18 protein-coding genes are annotated in these 20,221 nt (G+C 36.4%); 14 read left to right on the forward strand and 4 right to left on the reverse strand.

Features of this window, described 5'->3' with window-relative positions; all coding sequences use genetic code 11:
* Positions 1-72: 72 nt before the first annotated feature.
* Both AC4BB5_RS05820 and AC4BB5_RS05825 read left to right on the forward strand, forming a co-directional pair.
* Positions 73-4,320 (forward strand): acyl-CoA dehydratase activase-related protein, encoded by a 4,248-nt coding sequence (locus tag AC4BB5_RS05820; RefSeq protein WP_490458428.1) that lies wholly within the window; start codon positions 73-75, stop codon positions 4,318-4,320.
* A gap of 262 nt (positions 4,321-4,582) precedes the next feature.
* Positions 4,583-5,290: a GntR family transcriptional regulator gene (locus AC4BB5_RS05825; protein ID WP_490458429.1), complete on the forward strand. Its 708-nt coding sequence runs from the start codon at positions 4,583-4,585 to the stop codon at positions 5,288-5,290.
* 72 nt (positions 5,291-5,362) lie between these two features.
* Here AC4BB5_RS05825 and AC4BB5_RS05830 read toward each other — a convergent pair whose 3' ends face one another.
* The 4 genes from AC4BB5_RS05830 to AC4BB5_RS05845 form a co-directional block, all read right to left on the reverse strand.
* Positions 5,363-5,869, reverse strand: a complete 507-nt coding sequence (locus AC4BB5_RS05830) for a QueT transporter family protein (protein WP_490458430.1) — start codon at positions 5,867-5,869, stop codon at positions 5,363-5,365.
* 191 nt (positions 5,870-6,060) lie between these two features.
* Complete coding sequence (locus AC4BB5_RS05835) at positions 6,061-6,825, reverse strand: 3-oxoacyl-ACP reductase (RefSeq protein ID WP_490458431.1); 765 nt, start codon at positions 6,823-6,825, stop codon at positions 6,061-6,063.
* 77 nt (positions 6,826-6,902) lie between these two features.
* Positions 6,903-7,139 (reverse strand): DUF2829 domain-containing protein, encoded by a 237-nt coding sequence (locus tag AC4BB5_RS05840; RefSeq protein WP_490458432.1) that lies wholly within the window; start codon positions 7,137-7,139, stop codon positions 6,903-6,905.
* Positions 7,129-7,788 carry a YigZ family protein gene (locus AC4BB5_RS05845; protein ID WP_490458433.1) on the reverse strand — a complete coding sequence of 220 codons (660 nt, stop codon included), beginning with the start codon at positions 7,786-7,788 and terminating at the stop codon, positions 7,129-7,131. The genes AC4BB5_RS05840 and AC4BB5_RS05845 overlap by 11 nt, the downstream gene beginning before the upstream one ends.
* A gap of 167 nt (positions 7,789-7,955) precedes the next feature.
* Between AC4BB5_RS05845 and AC4BB5_RS05850 the strand changes: the two genes are divergently transcribed.
* The 12 genes from AC4BB5_RS05850 (at position 7,956) to AC4BB5_RS05905 (ending at position 20,124) form a co-directional block, all read left to right on the forward strand.
* Positions 7,956-8,249 carry a DUF7662 domain-containing protein gene (locus AC4BB5_RS05850; protein ID WP_490458434.1) on the forward strand — a complete coding sequence of 98 codons (294 nt, stop codon included), beginning with the start codon at positions 7,956-7,958 and terminating at the stop codon, positions 8,247-8,249.
* Between the two features lie 124 nt (positions 8,250-8,373).
* Positions 8,374-8,697, forward strand: coding sequence for a PTS sugar transporter subunit IIB (locus tag AC4BB5_RS05855; RefSeq protein ID WP_490458435.1), 324 nt, complete (start codon positions 8,374-8,376; stop codon positions 8,695-8,697).
* Positions 8,698-8,705: 8 nt separating this feature from the next.
* Positions 8,706-8,903: a hypothetical protein gene (locus tag AC4BB5_RS05860; RefSeq protein ID WP_490458436.1), complete on the forward strand. Its 198-nt coding sequence runs from the start codon at positions 8,706-8,708 to the stop codon at positions 8,901-8,903.
* Between the two features lie 222 nt (positions 8,904-9,125).
* Positions 9,126-10,454 carry an ATP-dependent helicase ComFA gene (locus AC4BB5_RS05865; protein ID WP_490458437.1) on the forward strand — a complete coding sequence of 443 codons (1,329 nt, stop codon included), beginning with the start codon at positions 9,126-9,128 and terminating at the stop codon, positions 10,452-10,454.
* Positions 10,444-11,130, forward strand: a complete 687-nt coding sequence (locus AC4BB5_RS05870; protein ID WP_490458438.1) for a ComF family protein — start codon at positions 10,444-10,446, stop codon at positions 11,128-11,130. The genes AC4BB5_RS05865 and AC4BB5_RS05870 overlap by 11 nt, the downstream gene beginning before the upstream one ends.
* Before the next feature lie 137 nt (positions 11,131-11,267).
* Positions 11,268-11,819, forward strand: a complete 552-nt coding sequence (gene hpf, locus AC4BB5_RS05875) for a ribosome hibernation-promoting factor, HPF/YfiA family (protein ID WP_010760772.1) — start codon at positions 11,268-11,270, stop codon at positions 11,817-11,819.
* Positions 11,820-12,150: 331 nt separating this feature from the next.
* Complete coding sequence (gene secA / locus AC4BB5_RS05880; protein ID WP_490458439.1) at positions 12,151-14,682, forward strand: preprotein translocase subunit SecA; 2,532 nt, start codon at positions 12,151-12,153, stop codon at positions 14,680-14,682.
* Between the two features lie 79 nt (positions 14,683-14,761).
* A protein-coding gene (prfB, locus tag AC4BB5_RS05885) for a peptide chain release factor 2 (protein WP_490458440.1) occupies positions 14,762-15,863 on the forward strand; the annotation gives its coding sequence in 2 pieces (ribosomal slippage) (positions 14,762-14,833 and positions 14,835-15,863; 1,101 coding nt in all).
* A 107-nt stretch (positions 15,864-15,970) separates the two neighbouring features.
* On the forward strand, positions 15,971-16,657 hold the full coding sequence (ftsE, locus tag AC4BB5_RS05890) for a cell division ATP-binding protein FtsE (protein ID WP_010771600.1): 687 nt from the start codon (positions 15,971-15,973) through the stop codon (positions 16,655-16,657).
* A complete protein-coding gene (ftsX, locus tag AC4BB5_RS05895) occupies positions 16,650-17,534 on the forward strand; it encodes a permease-like cell division protein FtsX (protein ID WP_490458441.1) in 885 nt (294 codons plus the stop codon). The genes ftsE and ftsX overlap by 8 nt, the downstream gene beginning before the upstream one ends.
* A 103-nt stretch (positions 17,535-17,637) precedes the next feature.
* Positions 17,638-19,086 carry a cardiolipin synthase gene (gene cls / locus AC4BB5_RS05900; protein ID WP_490458442.1) on the forward strand — a complete coding sequence of 483 codons (1,449 nt, stop codon included), beginning with the start codon at positions 17,638-17,640 and terminating at the stop codon, positions 19,084-19,086.
* Between the two features lie 183 nt (positions 19,087-19,269).
* A complete protein-coding gene (locus tag AC4BB5_RS05905; protein WP_490458443.1) occupies positions 19,270-20,124 on the forward strand; it encodes a phosphate ABC transporter substrate-binding protein PstS in 855 nt (284 codons plus the stop codon).
* The last annotated feature ends 97 nt before the right edge of the window (positions 20,125-20,221 follow it).

The raw sequence follows: 20,221 nt of genomic DNA on the forward strand, positions 1-20,221 counted from the left end.
TCAGACACCTTGTAGGATAATCAACAAAGTGTTGTGAAATAAAAGGGTATGGAAATTAAGGAGAGCAAAAGTATGACAATAAGAGCAGGAATAGACGTCGGTTCAACAACTGTGAAATTAGTAATTATCGATGAAGAAAATCATACAAAATTCGCTAAATACGAACGACACTACTCTGATGTGAAAGCTGCAACTGAAAAAGTTTTGAATGAAGCCATGGATCAACTAGGAACGGATACTCCAATTACTATGACCATTACAGGATCTGGAGGTATGGGACTGGCGGATGTATTGGATATTTCTTTTGTTCAAGAAGTGATTGCCTGTACAAAAACTGTAGAAGAAATCATACCAGAAACAGATGTAGCGATTGAATTAGGCGGTGAAGATGCAAAAATCACTTTTTTTGAAGGGGCATTAGAACAGCGGATGAACGGCAGCTGTGCTGGCGGAACAGGTGCTTTTATTGATCAGATGGCTGTCTTACTTAAAACAGATGCGAATGGCGTGAATGAATTGGCTAAAAATTATCAAACCATTTATCCAATTGCTTCAAGGTGTGGTGTTTTTGCTAAGACGGATGTTCAACCCTTGATCAACGAGGGAGCGGCAAAAGAAGATATTTCAGCAAGTATTTTTCAAGCGGTAGTCAATCAAACGATTGCAGGACTTGCAGCAGGGCGAAAGATCAAAGGGAAAATTGCTTTTTTAGGTGGGCCACTTTTCTTTATGTCAGAACTTAGAAAACGATTTATTGAAACATTAGATGTAAAACCAGAAGATGTGATTTTTCCGGAAAATCCACAACTATTTGTAGCAATGGGAGCCGCAATTTATTCTGAAGGAGCGAAAGCAACTACGCTAGCTGATCTAGTTCACCGACTAACAAAAGGAGATCAAGAACAATTAAAGCCGACAGATACACTAGAACCATTGTTTAAAAATGAAGCAGAGCTAATTGAATTTAGAGCACGCCATGATCAAGCGAAAGCACAAGAAAAAACTTTATCAGAACATCATGGTGTAGCGTTTTTAGGGATTGATGCAGGATCTACGACTACGAAAGTTACACTGATCGATGAAGATGGGAACCTACTATTTTCGTTTTATGGAAACAATCAAGGACAACCTTTAGAAACAACGATGAGTGTTCTAAAAGATTTATACCAGCAATTACCAGAAGATGTTTTTATTGGAAAATCTGCTGTTACTGGGTATGGAGAACATTTAATCAAAAATGCGCTAAAAGTGGATATTGGTGAAGTTGAAACTATGGCTCATTACAAAGCTGCAGATCACTTTCAACCAGGTGTTGATTTCATTTTAGACATCGGTGGTCAAGATATGAAAGCAATGACGATCAAAGACGGTGTGTTATCTTCTATTCAACTTAACGAAGCTTGTTCTTCCGGATGCGGTTCTTTCATTGAAACGTTTGCCAAATCGTTGAACTTTGATGTGAAAGACTTTGCAATCGAAGCGCTAAGTTCTAATGCACCTGTTGATCTTGGTTCTCGCTGTACAGTGTTTATGAATTCAAAGGTCAAACAAGTCCAAAAAGAAGGAGCTTCTGTTGGGGATATTTCAGCAGGCTTGTCATATTCTGTCATTAAAAATGCGATTTATAAAGTAATCAAAGTTCGTCGTCCAGAAGAATTAGGCAAGAAAATTGTTTGCCAAGGAGGAACTTTCTATAATGAAGCGGTTTTACGTGCCTTTGAAATGATTAGTGAACGAGAAGTTGTGCGCCCGTCTATCGCAGGCTTAATGGGAGCGTATGGAGCGGCATTGATTGCTTTAGAAAACTATGAGCTCGGACAAGAGACAACTATTCTTGGTCTGGAAGAACTAGATACTTTTACTGCAGATAAAGAATTTACTCATTGTGGCTTATGTGAAAATAATTGTATGATGACTGTGACGATTTTTTCTGATGGACGTCAATTTATTACCGGAAATCGTTGTGAACGTGGTGCCAGAATTAAAGTGAAAAGAGAAGATCGTAGAGTTAACTTGGTTGATTATAAGTATCGTAAATTATTTAAATACCGCCCACTGAAAGAAAAAGATGCAGTGCGCGGTAGAATTGGTATTCCTCGTGTCTTGAATATGTATGAAAACTATCCGTTATGGCATACATTTTTCACAGATTTAGGATTTAGAGTTGAGTTATCACCACGCTCAAATAAGGAATTATACGAACAAGGTATGGAAACTATTCCAAGTGATACGGCATGTTATCCAGCTAAAATTTCTCATGGGCATATTCAAGCGTTGATCGATTCGAAAGTACCGATGATTTTTTATCCAGGTGTTGTTTTTGAACGGCAGGAATCAGCGGAAGCAGATAATCATTTTAATTGCCCAATCGTACAAAGTTATCCAGATGTTATTCGTAATAATGTTGATGATATTCGTGATGGTAAAGTTGATTACCGCAATCCGTATATTAATTTGGCCAACGAAGCATCTGTAGCGAAAGTTTTAAGTGAAACATTTGCAGACTTAGGGATCTCGGAGGATCAAGTGACTCAAGCATTACGTCATGGTTATGAGGAACTAGATGCTTTCAAAGAAGATGTTCGTAATAAAGGGGAAGAAACCTTAGTAATGCTGAATCAAAAAGGTGAGAAGGGGATTGTTTTATCTGGACGACCGTATCACTTAGATCCCGAAATCAATCACGGTATTGCCGATGTGATCACTCAAGAAGGTTTCCATGTTTTAACAGAAGATTGTGTTTCTCATTTAAGTGATGTAGGAAATTTGCGTGTTGTAAATCAATGGGTTTATCATTCACGGTTATATGCGGCTGCTCGTGTTGTAGCCAAATCAAAGAATCTTGAATTAGTTCAGTTGAACTCATTTGGTTGTGGATTAGATGCAGTGACGACCGATCAAGTAGAAGAAATCATGGATCAATATGGAAAAATCTATACAGTTTTAAAAATAGATGAAGGCTCAAACCTTGGTGCAATCAGGATTCGTCTACGTTCACTAAAAGCAGCAGTTGGTGAAAGAGAGAAAATGAACTTTGAGCCAAAACTACAGCATGAGGAACCTGAAAAGATTATTTTTACTAAAGAGATGAAAAAAACGCATACCTTATTATTACCTATGCTTAGTCCAATCCATCAATCTGGTTTAGTGGATGTGGCATTACAAGCATCAGGCTATAATGTTGTTTGCTTACCTGCAGATGATCGAGAAGCTGTTAATGTCGGTCTCAAATATGTGAATAACGACTCATGTTATCCAGCAATCATTTCAATCGGTCAATTGGTTGAAGCGCTTGAAAGCGGTGAATATGATTTAGATCATGTGAGCGTGATGATGACGCAAACAGGCGGTGGCTGTCGTGCGACGAATTATATTCCACTTCTTAGAAAAGCTTTGAACGATGCTGGCTTTCCTCAAGTGCCTGTCGTTTCAGTTTCTATGGGAAATAAAGGGGTAGAGTCGAATCCAGGATTTAAGTTTACGTTACCGATGTTAAAACGTGTTGCAGTTGCTTTTTTATATGGAGACTTATTCGAAAGAGTGGTTTATCGAACACGTCCATATGAAACAAAAGTCGGTATGATTGATGCCCTTCATGCTAAATGGCTAAAACAAGTCGAAAAAAATGTCCGTAATGGTTCATTAACTCTATTTAACCGAAATATGAAAAAAATCATTAAAGAATTTGACGAAGTACCATTGAACGAAGTCAAGAAACCGAAAGTCGGCATCGTTGGTGAAATTTTGGTGAAATACTCACCAACTGCCAATAACGATATTGTTCGTTTGTTAGAAGCAGAAGGTGCAGAAGCAGTTGTACCAGACATTGTCGGCTTTATGAATTATTCTTTATACAACCAAATATGGAAGTATGAAAATTTGGGTATGTCAAAACAAAGCAAAAATTTAGCTCAATTTGCCATCAGAATCATTGAGTATGTCGAAAAACCAATGGATAAAGCCTTAAGAAACTCTAAACGTTTTGAGGGTCTAAGCTCTATTCATGAATTAGCAGAAGAAGCCGGAAAAATTCTATCGATTGGAAATCATACAGGGGAAGGCTGGTTCTTAACTGGTGAAATGATCGAGTTATTGAAATCAGATGTGAACAATATTGTCTGCATGCAGCCTTTTGGGTGTTTACCAAATCATGTTGTAGGAAAAGGTGTAACGAAAGAGTTACGCCGTCAATATCCGAAAGCGAATATTGCGCCGATTGATTATGATCCAGGTGTATCATTAGTGAATCAATTGAATCGGATTCGTTTAATGATGGCAACTGCAAACAAGATGATGGATGAAGAAAAAATTCGTTCATAAAAAAGAGGTTGGGATTTGGCTCTTAGAGCTATATCCCGACCTTTTTTGTAGCGAATAGTTGTGAACTATAAGATACAAATTTTACTTTCTTTAAGAAGATCATTTAGTATGCGCTAGATATAAAGAATAAAGTAGCGTTGATTGGAATCTAGGCATACCAAAATTCATGTAGGAACGCTTCCTTTACTGCATTTTGGAACTTTTAGTTGTTTATGAGGTATATACCAGTTATAATGAAAGAGAATAAAAAGGAGGAAGTAAGATGGTGTCAAGTTTACCAGTTTATATTCAAATCCACGATAAAATTAAAGAGGACATTGAGCATGGTGTTTGGAAGATTGGGGACAGACTTCCATCAGAACGTGAGCTGGCGATCCAGTTCAGTGTTAGCCGAATGACCTTGAGGCAGGCGATACAAACACTTGCTGATGAGGGGATCCTAGAACGTAAAATCGGTTCAGGAACTTATGTAGCCCGAAAAAAAGTTCAAGAAAAAATGACCGGGACAACAAGTTTTACTGATATTATGCTTTCTCAAAATCGCGTACCTTCTAGCCGCACTGTATCCTATTATGTAGCCAAACCAAGTTCCAGTGAAATGGAAAAATTAAATTTAAAAGAAAATGAGCAAATTGTACGGATGGAAAGAGTTCGGTTTGCTGATGATTTACCAATCTGTTTTGAAGTTGCTAGTGTTCCTTATTCTTTAGTCGATCAATATAGCAAGACGGAGATCACGAATTCTTTCTATAAAACGTTAGAAGAAAAAGGCGGCAACAAAATCGGCCACGCAAATCAAACAATTTCAGCAATGTTAGCCTCAGAGCAGATTGCTGATTATTTAAAAATAAAACGTGGTGATGCAATCTTACGTTTGCGCCAAATTTCTTATTTTGAAAATGGTGTGCCGTTTGAGTATGTAAGAACTCAATATGTAGGCAACCGCTTTGAATTTTATTTAGAAAAATAAACAAAAAAAGGGAAACAAAATCAATCGACTCTTCATTATGATGAGTTAGAGATTTTTGTTCCCTTTTTTTTTCTATTTTGACAAATCAATTTTTTCATTGATCCAGTAAAGCAAAATTCCGCCAACAGTCATAGAGAGCAATTCACCGATAGCAACTGTGAACCAAGTATAGAGAAATGGTAGATGGTAAAAATAAGTCAATTGCCCAGCTACCGTAAACATAGAAAATGAACAAATAATTGCTGTTATGATCATTTTTTTGATAGGATTTTTTAGCTTTTTCGTTAAAAAGTAAGACAAAAATAAAACGATAAACGTTGATGAACTACCGATGATGACATCGACTATTCCCAGTGGTGAAGCAAAATTTGAAATGGCTACGCCTAAAGTTACTGCCCAAATATAGCGTTTGTTAAAAAGGGGCAAATAATTAAACAATTCTGAAAATCTAAGCTGAATTGCTCCAAAACTAAAAGGAGCCAAAAATATAGTGACGACAATATAAAGAGCGGTGATCAAAGCCATTTTAGTCAAAGAGAGGACGGGCCGGGCCTGAGTGTGAGAGTTTGGATTATTCATTTGTATTCTCCTTTGTAAAACAGATTCTCTGTTTTAGTAATAACTATGACCAAAGGAAGTGACAGAAAAATTGCCAACAGAAGTGTCATAGTGGTAAATCCTGCGCAGTTAAATAATACGAAGTGATTCACTAATTTCATGGTATCGAAGATTGTATTTTTTGTAAAGGATGATCTGAAACTTGCCTCTGATTATTTTTCTAACCATCCTCCGTCAATCGTCATCACTGTTCCATGAATATAGTCTGCTTGTTTGCTCGCTAGAAAAAGTGTTAAAGAAGCAACTTCTTCTGGTTTAGCCCAACGTCCAGCTGGAGTCTCGTTAGCGACCCATTCAGCCATTTTTCCATCGCCAGCAAAATCAGCGGCGTTCATAGGTGTTTGGATCGCACCAGGAGCAATTGCATTTGCCCGAATACCTTGTTTGATATAGTCATGATCCAACTGTTTTGTGTATCCAATGATGGCATGTTTTGAAGCTGTGTAAGCAGCCCCGCCGCCGCCGGCCACCATACCTGCAATTGAAGCCATATTGATGATCACACCACGCTTTTGTGTCAGCATTTGAGGTAAAATTTGATTGGTTACTAAAAATGTGCCTTTAAGATTGACTGTTAAAACGCTATCCCATAAAGTTTCAGTTGTCTCTAAGCTAGGTGTATAATTATCTAAAATGCCAGCTGTATTCAATAAAATATCGATAACACCAAATAATTCATTTGCTTTTTTTACTGATGCGATGATTTCATCTTCTTTTGTAATATCTCCAACAAAAGCTATAAAACGTCCACTACTCGCTACTGTTTCTTTTGCTGTTGCAGCTAAACCAGCTTCATTGATGTCCATTCCAAATACATGAGCTCCTTGATTTGCAAAGGCAATCGCCTGAGCTTGTCCTATACCAGAAGCAGCGCCAGTAATGAAAATTGTTTTTCCGTGGTATTCATCGAATTGCATAGTTGATCTCCTTTTCTTGCTTGCATAAGAAAAGCTAGACCAACTTGTTTTAAGTGCTCTAGCTTTTTACAAAGATGTTAATCTACGTTGACAATTTTCCAGTCTTCTGCCAAAACATCGCAAGGTGTGGGTGAAAACATACTGTATCCTTCGTCAGAAGTTTTAATTAAAAAATAAGGTGTGACTTGGAGAAAGGTCCCATCAGATGTGCCAATCTCATCTCTAAGCTCAATATACAGTTCAAAGCCGCCCCAACCTTTTCGTACAGCTTTAGCGCCTTTTTTTATATGAGGTAATACTTCTTCAAATGTCATCTGTTTGCTCCTTTTTTTCGATTGGTAGTTCATGATAAGAACATTTGCCTTTTTCAACTGTTACTTGTCCGTTTAATAGATTTACAATTTCCGCTATAAACTGTTCAGATTTTACTTCGTCAACAAGACAAATAACTTCAACTTGTTCTCCATAAATTGTCTCATGAAGCGTGTAAGAGTTATTTTCCATAAAATTTTGAATGCTTCCTAAATTAGGGTAACTAATCGCTAAGTGGATTTCTTGTTGTAATTTTCCTTCCACTAACCCAATATCCATTAACGCATGAGAAACGGCGTGACTATATGCGCGAATCAATCCACCAGCTCCTAATTTTGTTCCACCAAAATAGCGAGTAACGACAGCCACAACATTGATTAATTCCTGTTTCTTTAAAACTTCTAACATAGGTATACCGGCGGTTCCGCTAGGTTCGCCATCATCGCTACTACGCTGTATATCACTTTTTTCACCAATTATAAAAGCATTACAATTATGATTAGCTTTCCAATGCTCTTTTTTCTTTTGGGCAATAAAATCTTTAGCTTCTTCTTCGGAATAGACTCGTTTGAGAGAACAAATAAACCGTGATTTTTTTATCTCGATTTCACTGTCTCCATCAGAGCGAATGGTAAAATAACTATCAAGCATCTGCTCAGTCCTTTACTACATAATGCATTAAGTATAAAAAAAATAGTGATGAGAAGCAACACTTCTCTATAAAAAGATATAAGTGAGCTTCATTTGCTTCTTGACGCTTTTATGAGATAATGATTAAAAGGATAGTTTAAGTTAGCGCCAATAAAGATAAAGGAGTGATGAAGTTGGCAAAAGAGCGTCAAAAGAAATATGATAGCGTTACCCATTATTTAACAACCAATGGTGGTTCTCAAGTCACTCTAACGTTCACTCAGTTTGACGAGCTACTTTTCCCACATTCAGGACTCCCTAAAACAGCACGTACAGATATCGATTGGTGGGCTAACGATCATAAGCATCCTGAAAAAGGGGCCTATGGATGGTTGAATGCTAGTTATCAAGTTGCCCAAGTGAACCTCGAAAAAGAGTATGTGGTCTTTAATAAACTCCTAAAGTCTAATTGGTTGTTTTAAGCAATAAATCAGCGAGATATCAAAAGTGGTAAGCGTTGACAAAAGTATTATTTTTACTATACTAGGATTAAAGCAAAATATATAAGTATGTTATGTTATTATTAGAAAAAAGGAGATGGCTATAATGGCTAAAAAAACGATTATGCTTGTCTGTTCCGCTGGGATGAGTACAAGTTTGTTAGTTACAAAAATGCAAAAAGCGGCTGATGCACAAGGTCTAGATACAGATATTTTTGCAGTTTCAGCTTCAGATGCTGATAATAATTTAGAGAGTAAACCGGTAGATGTGTTATTGTTAGGACCACAAGTTCGGTTTATGAAAAGCGATTTTGAAAAACGTTTAGAACCGAAAGGTATTCCGCTTGAAGTAATCAATATGGCGGACTATGGTATGATGAATGGAGAAAAAGTGTTACAACAAGCGTTAAACTTGTTGGCAGATAAGTAATATAATAGGTGAACCAAAAACAGGTTATAAGTTTTGGTTCACTTTTTTTTATTGAATTAGGGAAACTTTATCTAAAAACTGCAACGGTTGATCAAGGACTTACTCACTTTAACTATGCTGTGGAATATGGTGGGCAAACTTACTATTCAGCTTACGTTAAGCGAATGATCCATAAAATGAATGAAGAAGAATGGACAAATTACTGATAAAATGAACGAGGTCGAAACAGAAGAGTTTAACTCTAAGAGATAAAAGGAACTTGCTTCTGATTCCACTGACTATTTCGATTTCTTGACGCCAGGATATGCCCCATAGTGGTCTGTTCTAGCGTCATTTTTTTTATGAAACTCTAACTAATCATAGAGACCATTTTTTGAAAAAGATAAATACAGAGAAAAAATGCGTAGTTTAGTTAGGGAGGGGAAGAAATGCAAGAATTATGGGGAAGAAAAGTTCTAAAAAAGGAAGTTCAGGACATTTCGCATCTTGAAGAGCAGGGGCAAAAATTACCAACGATGCAAGATGTAACTGAAAAAACAATTCAATGTTTACGTTGTGGTCAGATTCATTACAAAATTACGGTTCAACTAAATAGTGGGCATTATTTTTGTCCGGAGTGTATTCAATTAGGCAGAGTTGATACTAGTCAGGAGTTTTATTACTTACCTGAGCCTAAACCTGTTGAAAGAACAGTTTATTTTGCTTGGGAGGGAAAACTTACTGAAGGGCAACAAATAGTGTCAGATGAGTTATTAGCTTCGGTGAAAAAATCTGAGTCTAGAATGATTTGGGCGGTCACAGGTGCTGGGAAGACGGAGATGTTGTTTGAAACGATCCATCACTCTTTAGAGAGTGGTTACCGAGTCGGAATTGCTTCACCTAGGATAGATGTTTGTCTAGAACTTTTCCCTAGATTGCAGGCAGTTTTTCCAAATGAAACAGCAATTCTTCTTCACGGGAAGATGGAAGAACCTTATTACTATACTAAACTGTTGGTATGCACAACACACCAGCTATTACGCTTTTTCAGAGCTTTTGATTTGTTGATCATTGATGAAGTAGATGCATTTCCCTTTGTCGATAATTTATTACTTCAACACGCTGTAAATCAAGCAATCAAGAAAGAGAGTTCACTTGTTTATTTAACTGCAACACCTACAAAAGAGTTGACTAAAAAAACAGCTCAAAAAGAATTAAAGACTAGTATTTTACCAGCTCGATATCATCGAAGAGTTTTACCTGTTCCCAAAACGAAGTGGTGTTATCGGTGGCATGATAGAATCAAAAAAGGGAAAAGCCCAAAATCATTAGTAGCTAAAATACGGTCATTAGTGACTAAAAATGACGTACTGATTTTTTGTCCTAGTATTTACTTGATGGAGCAGCTAAAAGACGTTATAGAAAAGAAATTTTCGGAAGTGCCATTAGCCTGTGTTCATTCGCAAGACCCTGAGCGCTTAGAGAAAGTTCTAAAGATGCGAAATAAAGAATATCGAATTCTTATAACCTCTACTATATTGGAGCGAGGGGTAACCTTTGACGGTGTTTCAGTAATTGTTTTAGGCGCGAATCATACGGTTTTTGCAGCCTCTGCCCTTGTTCAGATTGCTGGTAGAGTTGATCGGAGGAAAGAATATACTGAAGGTGAAGTCTGGTTTTTACATGATGGCTGTACAGCAGCGATGAAAGAAGCAATCAAACAAATCAAAAAAATGAACACTTTAGGCATAGAGCGGGGGCTAATTGATGAAGTGTAATTATTGCAATCAAATACTTAGTAGAAATTTAACACTCGAAGAAATTTTTTTTCCAAAAAAATTAACATTTGAACAATTATGTACGGAATGTATCGAAAAATTTCAATTATTAGAAAAAAAGAATAGTTGTCCTGGCTGTCAAAGACAAGCGACCACATCATACTGCGGTGATTGCATGAGATGGCGACAAAGTTATCCAAATTATGATTTCCATCATGAAGCCATTTTCACTTACAATGAAGCCATGCAAGAATGGTTTGAAGAATACAAATTTAAAGGGAATTACAAGCTTAGATATAGTTTTGTCGCTTTTTTACAGACTTACTTTAAGAAAAAAAAGAATTTTCTCATAATTCCGATTCCAATTTCAAAGGAACGGATGGAAGTCAGAGGATTTAATCAGGTCGAAGGATTACTTGATTCCGCTGGAGTTCCTTACCAACCTTATCTTGTGCGTTGTGTAGATGGGGTATCACAAGTACAAAAGACAAGAAAAGAGCGTATGTGCTTAAAGCAACCGTTCATGCTCACAAAAGAAGGTCAAAAAGCGGTTCTAAATAAAGATATTCTTTTAGTTGATGATATTTACACAACGGGACGAACAATTTTCCATGCGGCGCAAGTTATATTGGAAAATCGTCCATCTAAACTGTATACGTTTTCTATTGCTAGATAGCGGAACAATTAAAATAAAAAATAGGTCGCAATTTTGTTGGCAAAAAGAATATAATTCGTTATAATAGAATTAAGAAGAAGGATAACAGAGTGGTCCTTTTATACCTTCTTTAGTGGCAGATGAAAGGGGTAATCGTTATGTTTAGATATAATGTGCGTGGAGAAAACATCGAAGTTACTGAAGCTATTAGAGACTATGTAGAGAAAAAAGTTGGTAAATTAGAGCGTTATTTCAGTGATTCACCTGAGGCAACAGTTCACGTGAATTTAAAAGTATATACTGAAAAAACTGCAAAAGTTGAGGTTACCATCCCTCTACCTTATTTAGTTTTACGTGCTGAAGAAACATCACCTGATTTATATGCAAGTGTTGATTTAGTTGTAGATAAATTAGAACGACAAATTCGTAAATTTAAAACAAAAATTAACCGTAAATCTCGTGAAACTGGGATGAACACTGCTAAAGCAGCTATTTTCTTAAACGGTGAAGAAACACCAGATGAAACGCCAGAATTAGACATTGTTCGTACAAAACGTCTTTCATTAAAACCAATGGATAGTGAAGAAGCCGTTTTACAAATGAACATGTTAGGACATAACTTCTTTATCTTTGAAGATTCAGAAACAAATGGAACAAGCATTGTTTACCGTCGTAAAGATGGTAAGTATGGTTTGATCGAAACAGACTAAATCGAACAGGTCAGATAAATTGCTTTGGATTCAATTCATAAGAGCTAAAAATATCTAAATTCAGTTAAAATATAGATATTTTTAGTGAAATTGTTATCGGGGCTATTTCCTTTCGGATAATCGATTTTAAGAGACTGAAGCAGGACGGCACACGTTTTGCCGCAGTCTCTTTCCTTTTTTTCGAACATATATACATAAAAAGTGACATAATATATTATTAATATTAAGAGAAGTTATTTCCTTTCTTGCCAACTAGTGATAAAATGGAAAGGATGATTGTGCATTTAGTGCAAAAAATAAATAGAGTTTATTGAAAGGAACACTTAAAAACATGGCGAATTTTTTAAAAAAGATGATTGAAAATGATAAAAAGGAATTAAAACGCTTGGATGGTATTGCTAACCAAGTGGAGTCCCACGCTTCAGCTATTGCAGCATTAAATGATGAAGAATTACGAGGGAAAACAGACGAGTTCAAAGCTCGTTATCAAAAAGGAGAAACATTAGATCAATTACTACCAGAAGCTTTTGCAGTAGTTCGGGAAGCGGCTAAACGTGTCTTAGGTTTGTACCCATATCACGTTCAGCTAATGGGTGGTATTGTCTTACATGATGGGAATATCCCTGAGATGAGAACTGGTGAAGGTAAAACTTTGACAGCTACAATGCCAGTTTATTTGAATGCACTGACAGGCGAAGGGGTTCACGTAGTAACAGTTAATGAATATTTGGCAACACGTGACTCAGATGAGATGGGTGAATTGTACAATTTCTTAGGTCTAACTGTTGGGTTGAATATCAACTCAAAAACATCCGAAGAAAAACGAGATGCTTATAATTGCGATATTACGTACAGTACAAATAATGAATTAGGATTTGACTATTTACGTGATAACATGGTTGTTTACCGCAATCAAATGGTTCAACGTCCGTTGAACTATGCTATTGTGGATGAAGTCGATTCAATCTTGATTGATGAAGCTCGTACACCATTGATTATTTCTGGACAAGCCGAAAAATCGACTGCTCTTTATACGCGTACTGATAATTTCGTTAAACGTTTAAAAGAAGAAGAAGATTATAAAATCGATGTTCAATCTAAAACAATTAGTTTAACAGAAGCGGGTATCGAAAAAGCGGAAGAAAACTTTGGGTTAGATAATCTTTATGATATTGAAAATACAGCGTTGACACACCATATGGATCAAGCGTTGCGTGCGAACTTTATTATGCTTCGCGATATTGATTACGTTGTTCAAGAAGGTAAAGTTTTGATTGTTGACCAATTTACTGGTCGTATTATGGATGGTCGTCGTTATTCAGATGGGTTACACCAAGCAATCGAAGCCAAAGAAGCTGTAGAAATCGAAGATGAAACAAAAACAATGGCGACAATCACATTCCAAAACTATTTCCGTATGTATAAGAAATTGGCTGGGATGACTGGTACTGCTAAAACAGAAGAAGAAGAGTTCCGTGAAATCTATAATATTCAAGTTTTCCAAATACCAACAAACCGTCCAATCATCCGTGATGACCGTGCAGACTTGCTTTATCCAACACTACAAAGTAAATTTAAGGCTGTTGTACAAGATATTAAAGAACGTTACCATAATGGTCAACCAGTCTTAGTTGGTACTGTAGCCGTTGAAACTTCTGAGTTACTATCAGAATTATTAAATAAAGAAAAAGTGCCGCATGAAGTATTGAATGCGAAAAATCACTTCAAAGAAGCGGAAATCATCATGAACGCTGGTCAAAAAGGTGCAGTAACGATTGCTACCAATATGGCTGGTCGTGGTACAGATATCAAGCTTGGTCTTGGTGTTATCGAACTTGGTGGTTTAGCCGTAATCGGTACTGAACGTCACGAGTCTCGTCGTATTGATAATCAATTACGTGGGCGTGCAGGCCGTCAAGGAGATCCTGGGGTTTCTCAATTCTACCTATCACTTGAAGATGATTTGATGAAACGATTTGGTTCAGAACGAATCAAAGCATTCTTAGATCGCATGAATATTGAAGAATCAGATGCAGTGATTCAAAGTAAAATGTTGAGCAAACAAGTAGAATCAGCTCAAAAACGTGTTGAAGGTAACAACTATGACACTCGTAAGAATGTCTTGCAATATGATGATGTAATGCGTGAACAACGTGAAGTTATCTATGCTCAACGTCAAGAAGTCATCATGGAAGATAAAGAATTGACTGAGACATTATTGAACATGGTGAAACGGACTATTACACGAGTTGTTGATAGCCATACTCTACTAGAAAAAGAAAACTGGAATCTTGATGGTATCGTTGATTTTGCTTCTTCAACATTGGTTCATGAAGATACTATTTCTAAGGCTGATCTAGAAGGCAAATCACCAGAAGAAATCAAAAAATATTTAGTTAAACGTGCTCAAGAAGTTTATGATATCAAAGTAGAACAATTAAATGGACCTGATCAAATTTTAGAATTCCAAAAAGTTGTTATTCTACGAGTTGTAGATACAAAATGGACAGATCACATCGATGCTATGGATCAATTACGTCAATCAGTTGGTTTACGTGCATACGGACAAAACAATCCATTAGTTGAATACCAAACAGAAGGTTACAACATGTTTGAAGAAATGATCGGTGCAATCGAATACGAAGTCACTCGTCTATTCATGAAATCAGAAATCCGTCAAAACGTTCAACGTGAACAAGTAGCACAAGGTGAAGCTGTTCATCCGTCAGATGAAGAGGAACCTCAAAGCAACACAAGTGCGAAAAAGAAACCAATCCATGTTGACGAAAAGATAGGGCGTAATGATCCTTGTCCATGTGGCAGTGGTAAGAAATACAAAAATTGCCACGGTAAAGGTCAATAAGAGATAATGAAGGTGAGGCGTTCGCCTCGCCTTCATTTGTTGTGTAATAAAGTATTGAAAATGAAAGGAAGAAAATATCATGGAAAATGCTGAAATTCGAACTATTTTAGATGAAATGAATCAATCAATCACAAGCTTCAGGGGGTCTCTTTGACTTAGATCAGTTAGAAGAAGATATTGCAGAGGCCGAAAACAGAATGGCAGAGCCTGGTTTTTGGGATAATACAGAAGCAGCGCAGCAATTAATCAATGAAACAAATTCTTACAAAGAAAAATATCAACAATTTCATGAGTTTGCCGATGAGCTGGAAGAATTAGAAATCATGAGTGAAATGCAGCAAGAAGAGTATGACTCGGATACTCAAGTAGAACTGGAAGAACGTTTATTGGCTTTAAAAGAAAAGCTTAGTATTTATGAACTTTCTTTATTGTTAAACGAGCCTTATGACAAAAATAATGTTATCATGGAACTTCATCCAGGTGCTGGCGGTACAGAATCACAAGATTGGGGCAGTATGTTGCTTCGAATGTATACTCGCTGGGCTGAAAGTCATGGATTTCAAGTGGAGACATTAGATTATCAGTCAGGTGACGAAGCAGGCATTAAAAGTGTCACTCTCCTAATTAAGGGGTATAATGCGTATGGCTATTTAAAATCTGAAAAAGGAGTTCATCGTTTAGTCCGAATTTCACCATTTGATTCAGCTAAGCGCCGTCATACTTCTTTCTGTTCGGTGGATATCATGCCAGAATTAGATGAAAATGTGGAGATTGACATTAACACTGATGATTTAAAAATTGATACGTATCGTGCGAGTGGAGCTGGTGGTCAGCATATCAATAAAACAGAATCTGCAGTTCGAATCACTCACATTCCAACCGGCACTGTTGTGGCTAGTCAAGCGCAACGTTCACAATTAAAAAACCGTGAACAGGCGATGGGCATGTTGAAAGCAAAACTTTATCAATTAGAAATGGATAAAAAAGCTCAGGAAGCAGCATCATTACGAGGTGAGCAACTTGAGATTGGTTGGGGTTCACAAATTCGTTCTTATGTTTTCCACCCTTATTCAATGGTTAAAGATCACCGTACTGATTATGAAACTGGAAATGTACAAGCTGTGATGGATGGAGATTTAGATGGTTTTATTGATGCTTACTTAAAGAAAAAATTAAATTGATCAATTCACAGAAATGAAACAAAATTGTAAACTGTTGAAAGAGCCTTGAAACAAAGTCATGTTATAATGATTGATAGTCTAGAAAACAGAGATGGAGAGAATACGCCATGATTGAAATGAAAGATGTAATGAAGAAATATTCCAATGGTACGACTGCTATCCGAAATATTTCAATAGAAATAAAGCAAGGTGAATTCGTTTATGTTGTTGGACCTTCCGGAGCCGGAAAATCAACATTTATTAAACTGATGTACCGTGAAGAAAAAGCAACTAAAGGTCGCTTGAAAGTTGCAAGTCATGATTTGATGAAAATTAAAAATTCAGAAGTTCCATATCTTAGACGAGAAATCGGTATCGTCTTTCAAGATTACAAATTATTAACAAAGAAAACTGTTTATGAGAATGTTGCTTATGCTATGCAAGTTGTTGGGCGCAAGCCAAGAGATATCAAGAAACGAGTAATGGAAGTTCTTGATCTTGTTGGTTTGAAACATAAAGTCCGAGTGTTCCCAAGTGAACTATCTGGTGGGGAACAACAACGTGTTTCAATTGCTCGTGCAATCGTGAATACACCTAAAGTTCTAATTGCCGATGAACCAACAGGAAACCTTGATCCAGAAAACTCATGGGAAATCATGAAACTTTTAGACCGGATCAATGCGCAAGGAACAACGGTTGTAATGGCAACACACAATAGTACGATTGTAAACACGATCCGTCATCGCGTAATTGCCATCGAAAATGGCCGAATTATTCGAGACCAAGCGGAAGGAGACTATGGCTACGATGATTAGAACGTTCTTTTCTCACGTCCTAGAAAGTATCAAAAGTTTAAAACGTAATGGGTGGATGACAATTGCTTCTGCCAGTGCGGTTACGATTACTTTAGTCCTTGTTGGGATTTTTATGGCAGTAATTTTCAATGCAACAAAATTAGCAAAAGATATCGAAGAAAACGTAACAGTTTCTGTTTTTGTGGACATTGGTACAACCCCTGATGAAATGCAAAAACTAGAAAAAGAATTAAATAAGATTGATAATGTTGAAACAATTTCATATTCAAACAAAGATAAACAACTAAAGAAAATTCAGAAACAAATGGGTGAAGCTTGGAACTTGTTTGAAGGTGACAGCAATCCATTGTATGATGTGTATTATGTAAGTGCCAAAGAACCATCAGATACGAAGAAAATCTCAGAAAAAGCAGGAAAGCTGCCAAATGTATTTAAAGCAGATTACGGTGGTGTTTCTTCTGATAAGATTTTCAGCATTGCAGGAAAAGTAAGAACATGGGGACTAGGAGCCGCGATTTTACTATTATTCGTCGCAGTATTCTTGATTTCTAATACGATTCGTATTACAATTCTTTCTCGTCAAAGAGAAATTCAGATCATGCGTTTAGTTGGTGCGAAAAATGGTTACATTCGTTGGCCATTCTTTATTGAAGGTGCTTGGATTGGACTGATTGGTGCAATTATCCCAATTTTAGTACTGACTTTCGGTTATCAGAAGTTTTATACTTTGTTCAACCCGCAACTGCTAAGTTCAAATTATTCATTATTAAAACCTGAATCATTTGTTTGGCAGATTGATTTATTAATGATAGTCATTGGAATGACGATAGGATCTCTGGGATCAATCATCTCAATGCGTCGTTTCTTAAAAATTTAGTAAGACTAAAGCAGACATTTTTGTCTGCTTTTTCTTTACTTATTTTCATAAGTTCGTTATGCTTTACTGGGGGATTTATGAGTGAAGTGATTGGGGTGAATAAATGAAATTTTTATATGATAATTTATTTGTTATTATTTTTATTGCTAATATGCTATTATCGTTGATTATTGTTTTTCGAGAACGTAAGCAAACAGCCCAGACATGGTCATGGTTGCTTGTATTGATGTTTATTCCTGTATTAGGTTTTATTCTTTATATTTTCTTTGGTCGAGGTATTTCGAAAGATAAGATATTCGATATGAAGATGCAAGCTAAGATCGGAATGAATGCTGAAATTGAATCAGAGAAACAATCATTATTGAGAGGGTTGTTTCCACATCCGCCAACTGGAGAAGTCGATTCAAAACAGCTGATTTATATGTTGACTGTGTTTGAAAGTTCATTATATACAACAAATAACGAGCTTCATTTATATACAGATGGAAGAGAAAAATTTGATGGGTTGATTGAAGATATTCGACAAGCCACAAACCATGTTCATATGGAATATTACATTTACCGTGGGGATACCTTAGGTAAAGAAATTCGACAAGAGTTGATTAATGCGGTGAACAGAGGGGTAAAGGTTCGTTTACTTCTAGACGCGTGGGGCTCGACCCAAGTAAATATGAAATTTTTCGAAGAATTAAAAAAAATAGGAGGAGAAATTGCTTTCTTCTTTCCATTGTTTGTCCCATATTTAAATCCAAGAATCAATTATCGCAATCATCGGAAAATAGTAGTGATTGATGGGAAAATTGGTTATACTGGCGGATTTAATGTAGGGAACGAGTATTTAGGTGAAGTTGAGAAATTTGGTTATTGGCGTGATAACCATTTGCGGATTCATGGTGAAGCTGTCTATAGTTTACAAAATCGTTTTTTAATGGATTGGAATTCACAACATAGAAAAGAATTAAGTTACGACTCAGCTTATTTTCCGCCAATTTATTCGGATGGGAAAAAAGCAGTTCAAGTAGTTACTAGCGGTCCAGATTCAGAACATGAGCAAATCAAGATGACCTACTTAAAAATGATTTCAATAGCTAAAAAAGAAATCCTAATTCAAACGCCATATTATATACCGGATGCTTCAATTCATGAGGCTTTAAAGTTGGCGTTACTTTCAGGCGTCAAAGTTCGTATGCAAATACCAAACAAACCTGATCATATGTTGGTTTACTGGGCAACATACTCATTTTCAGCGGAACTACTAGAATATGGCGCTATTATTGAAACTTATGAGCATGGGTTTATTCATGCCAAAACAATGATTATTGATGGTGGAATTGTTTCTGTTGGTTCAGCTAATATCGATGTTCGATCGTTTCGACTGGATTTTGAAGTTAATACAATTATTTATGATCAACATTTTTCAGAAGAAGTACGAGATGCTTTTTACGAAGATTCTAAAGTATCTGAACTATTGACCGAAGAAAAATACCGCAATCGTGGTGTATTAATTAAGTTGAAAGAAGGTTTGGCACGCCTAATTTCACCATTGTTATAAATTAATCTGAAAAGTACAATGAGAGGAATCTGTTGTACTTTTTACTTTGTTTCTTTTGTTATCAAGGCTTTTTTTGTTATTTTATACTAAAAAAATGCGAACATCAGCAACTTATAATTTTCAATGGAAACAGTTAATGTTAAAATGAATTGATTGAATTGAGTTTGGAGGATTATCAGATAAATGAAAAAGAAAATGCTATTATTTTTTAGTCTAATTGGACTAGTAACGTTATCAGGCTGTGCTAAATGGATCGACAGAGGAGAATCAATTACAGCTGTTGGTTCATCAGCACTACAACCTTTAGTTGAAACTGCAGCAGAAGAGTTTCAAAATCAAAATCCAGGACGTTTTATCAATGTTCAAGGAGGCGGAAGCGGTACAGGGTTGAGCCAAGTTCAGTCTGGTGCAGTTGATATAGGAAATTCGGATTTATTTGCAGAAGAAAAAAAAGGCATTGATGCATCAAAATTGACGGATCATAAAGTCGCTGTAGTAGGGATCACACCTATTGTTAACAAAAACATCGGTATATCAGATATTTCATTAGAAAATCTTAGAAAGATATTTTTGGGAGAAATAACCAATTGGAAAGAAATTGGCGGTAAAGATTTACCAATCGTTATGCTGAATCGGGCAGCAGGCAGTGGAACACGTGTAACTTTTGAACGTTGGGTGCTGGATGGCAAAACAGCCATCCAAGCCCAAGAACAAGATTCAAGCGGAATGGTTCGTTCCATAGTTGCAGATACACCAGGAGCAATTAGCTATACAGCCTTTTCTTATGTTAACGATGAAGTTAATACTCTAAGCATAGAGGGTGTCAAACCAACAGATGACAATGTGATTACGAATAAATGGACGATTTGGTCCTATGAGCACATGTATACATTAGGCAAACCAAAGCAATTAACAGATGAGTTTTTAGAATTTATGTTGTCAGATGATGTACAAGAAAAAATCATTGCTCAATTGGGATATATTCCAGTTTCTCAAATGAAAGTAGAGCGTGATTGGCAAGGGAATCTTATCAAATAATCGACCTTTACACAAAATTTACAAACTTAACATAAGATTTACATGTTATTAAACACAAATTTATGTTCAAAAGTTACACTGAATTTATTATGGCGAG

It is taken from the genome of Enterococcus sp. AMC1252 (genome assembly GCF_058216515.1).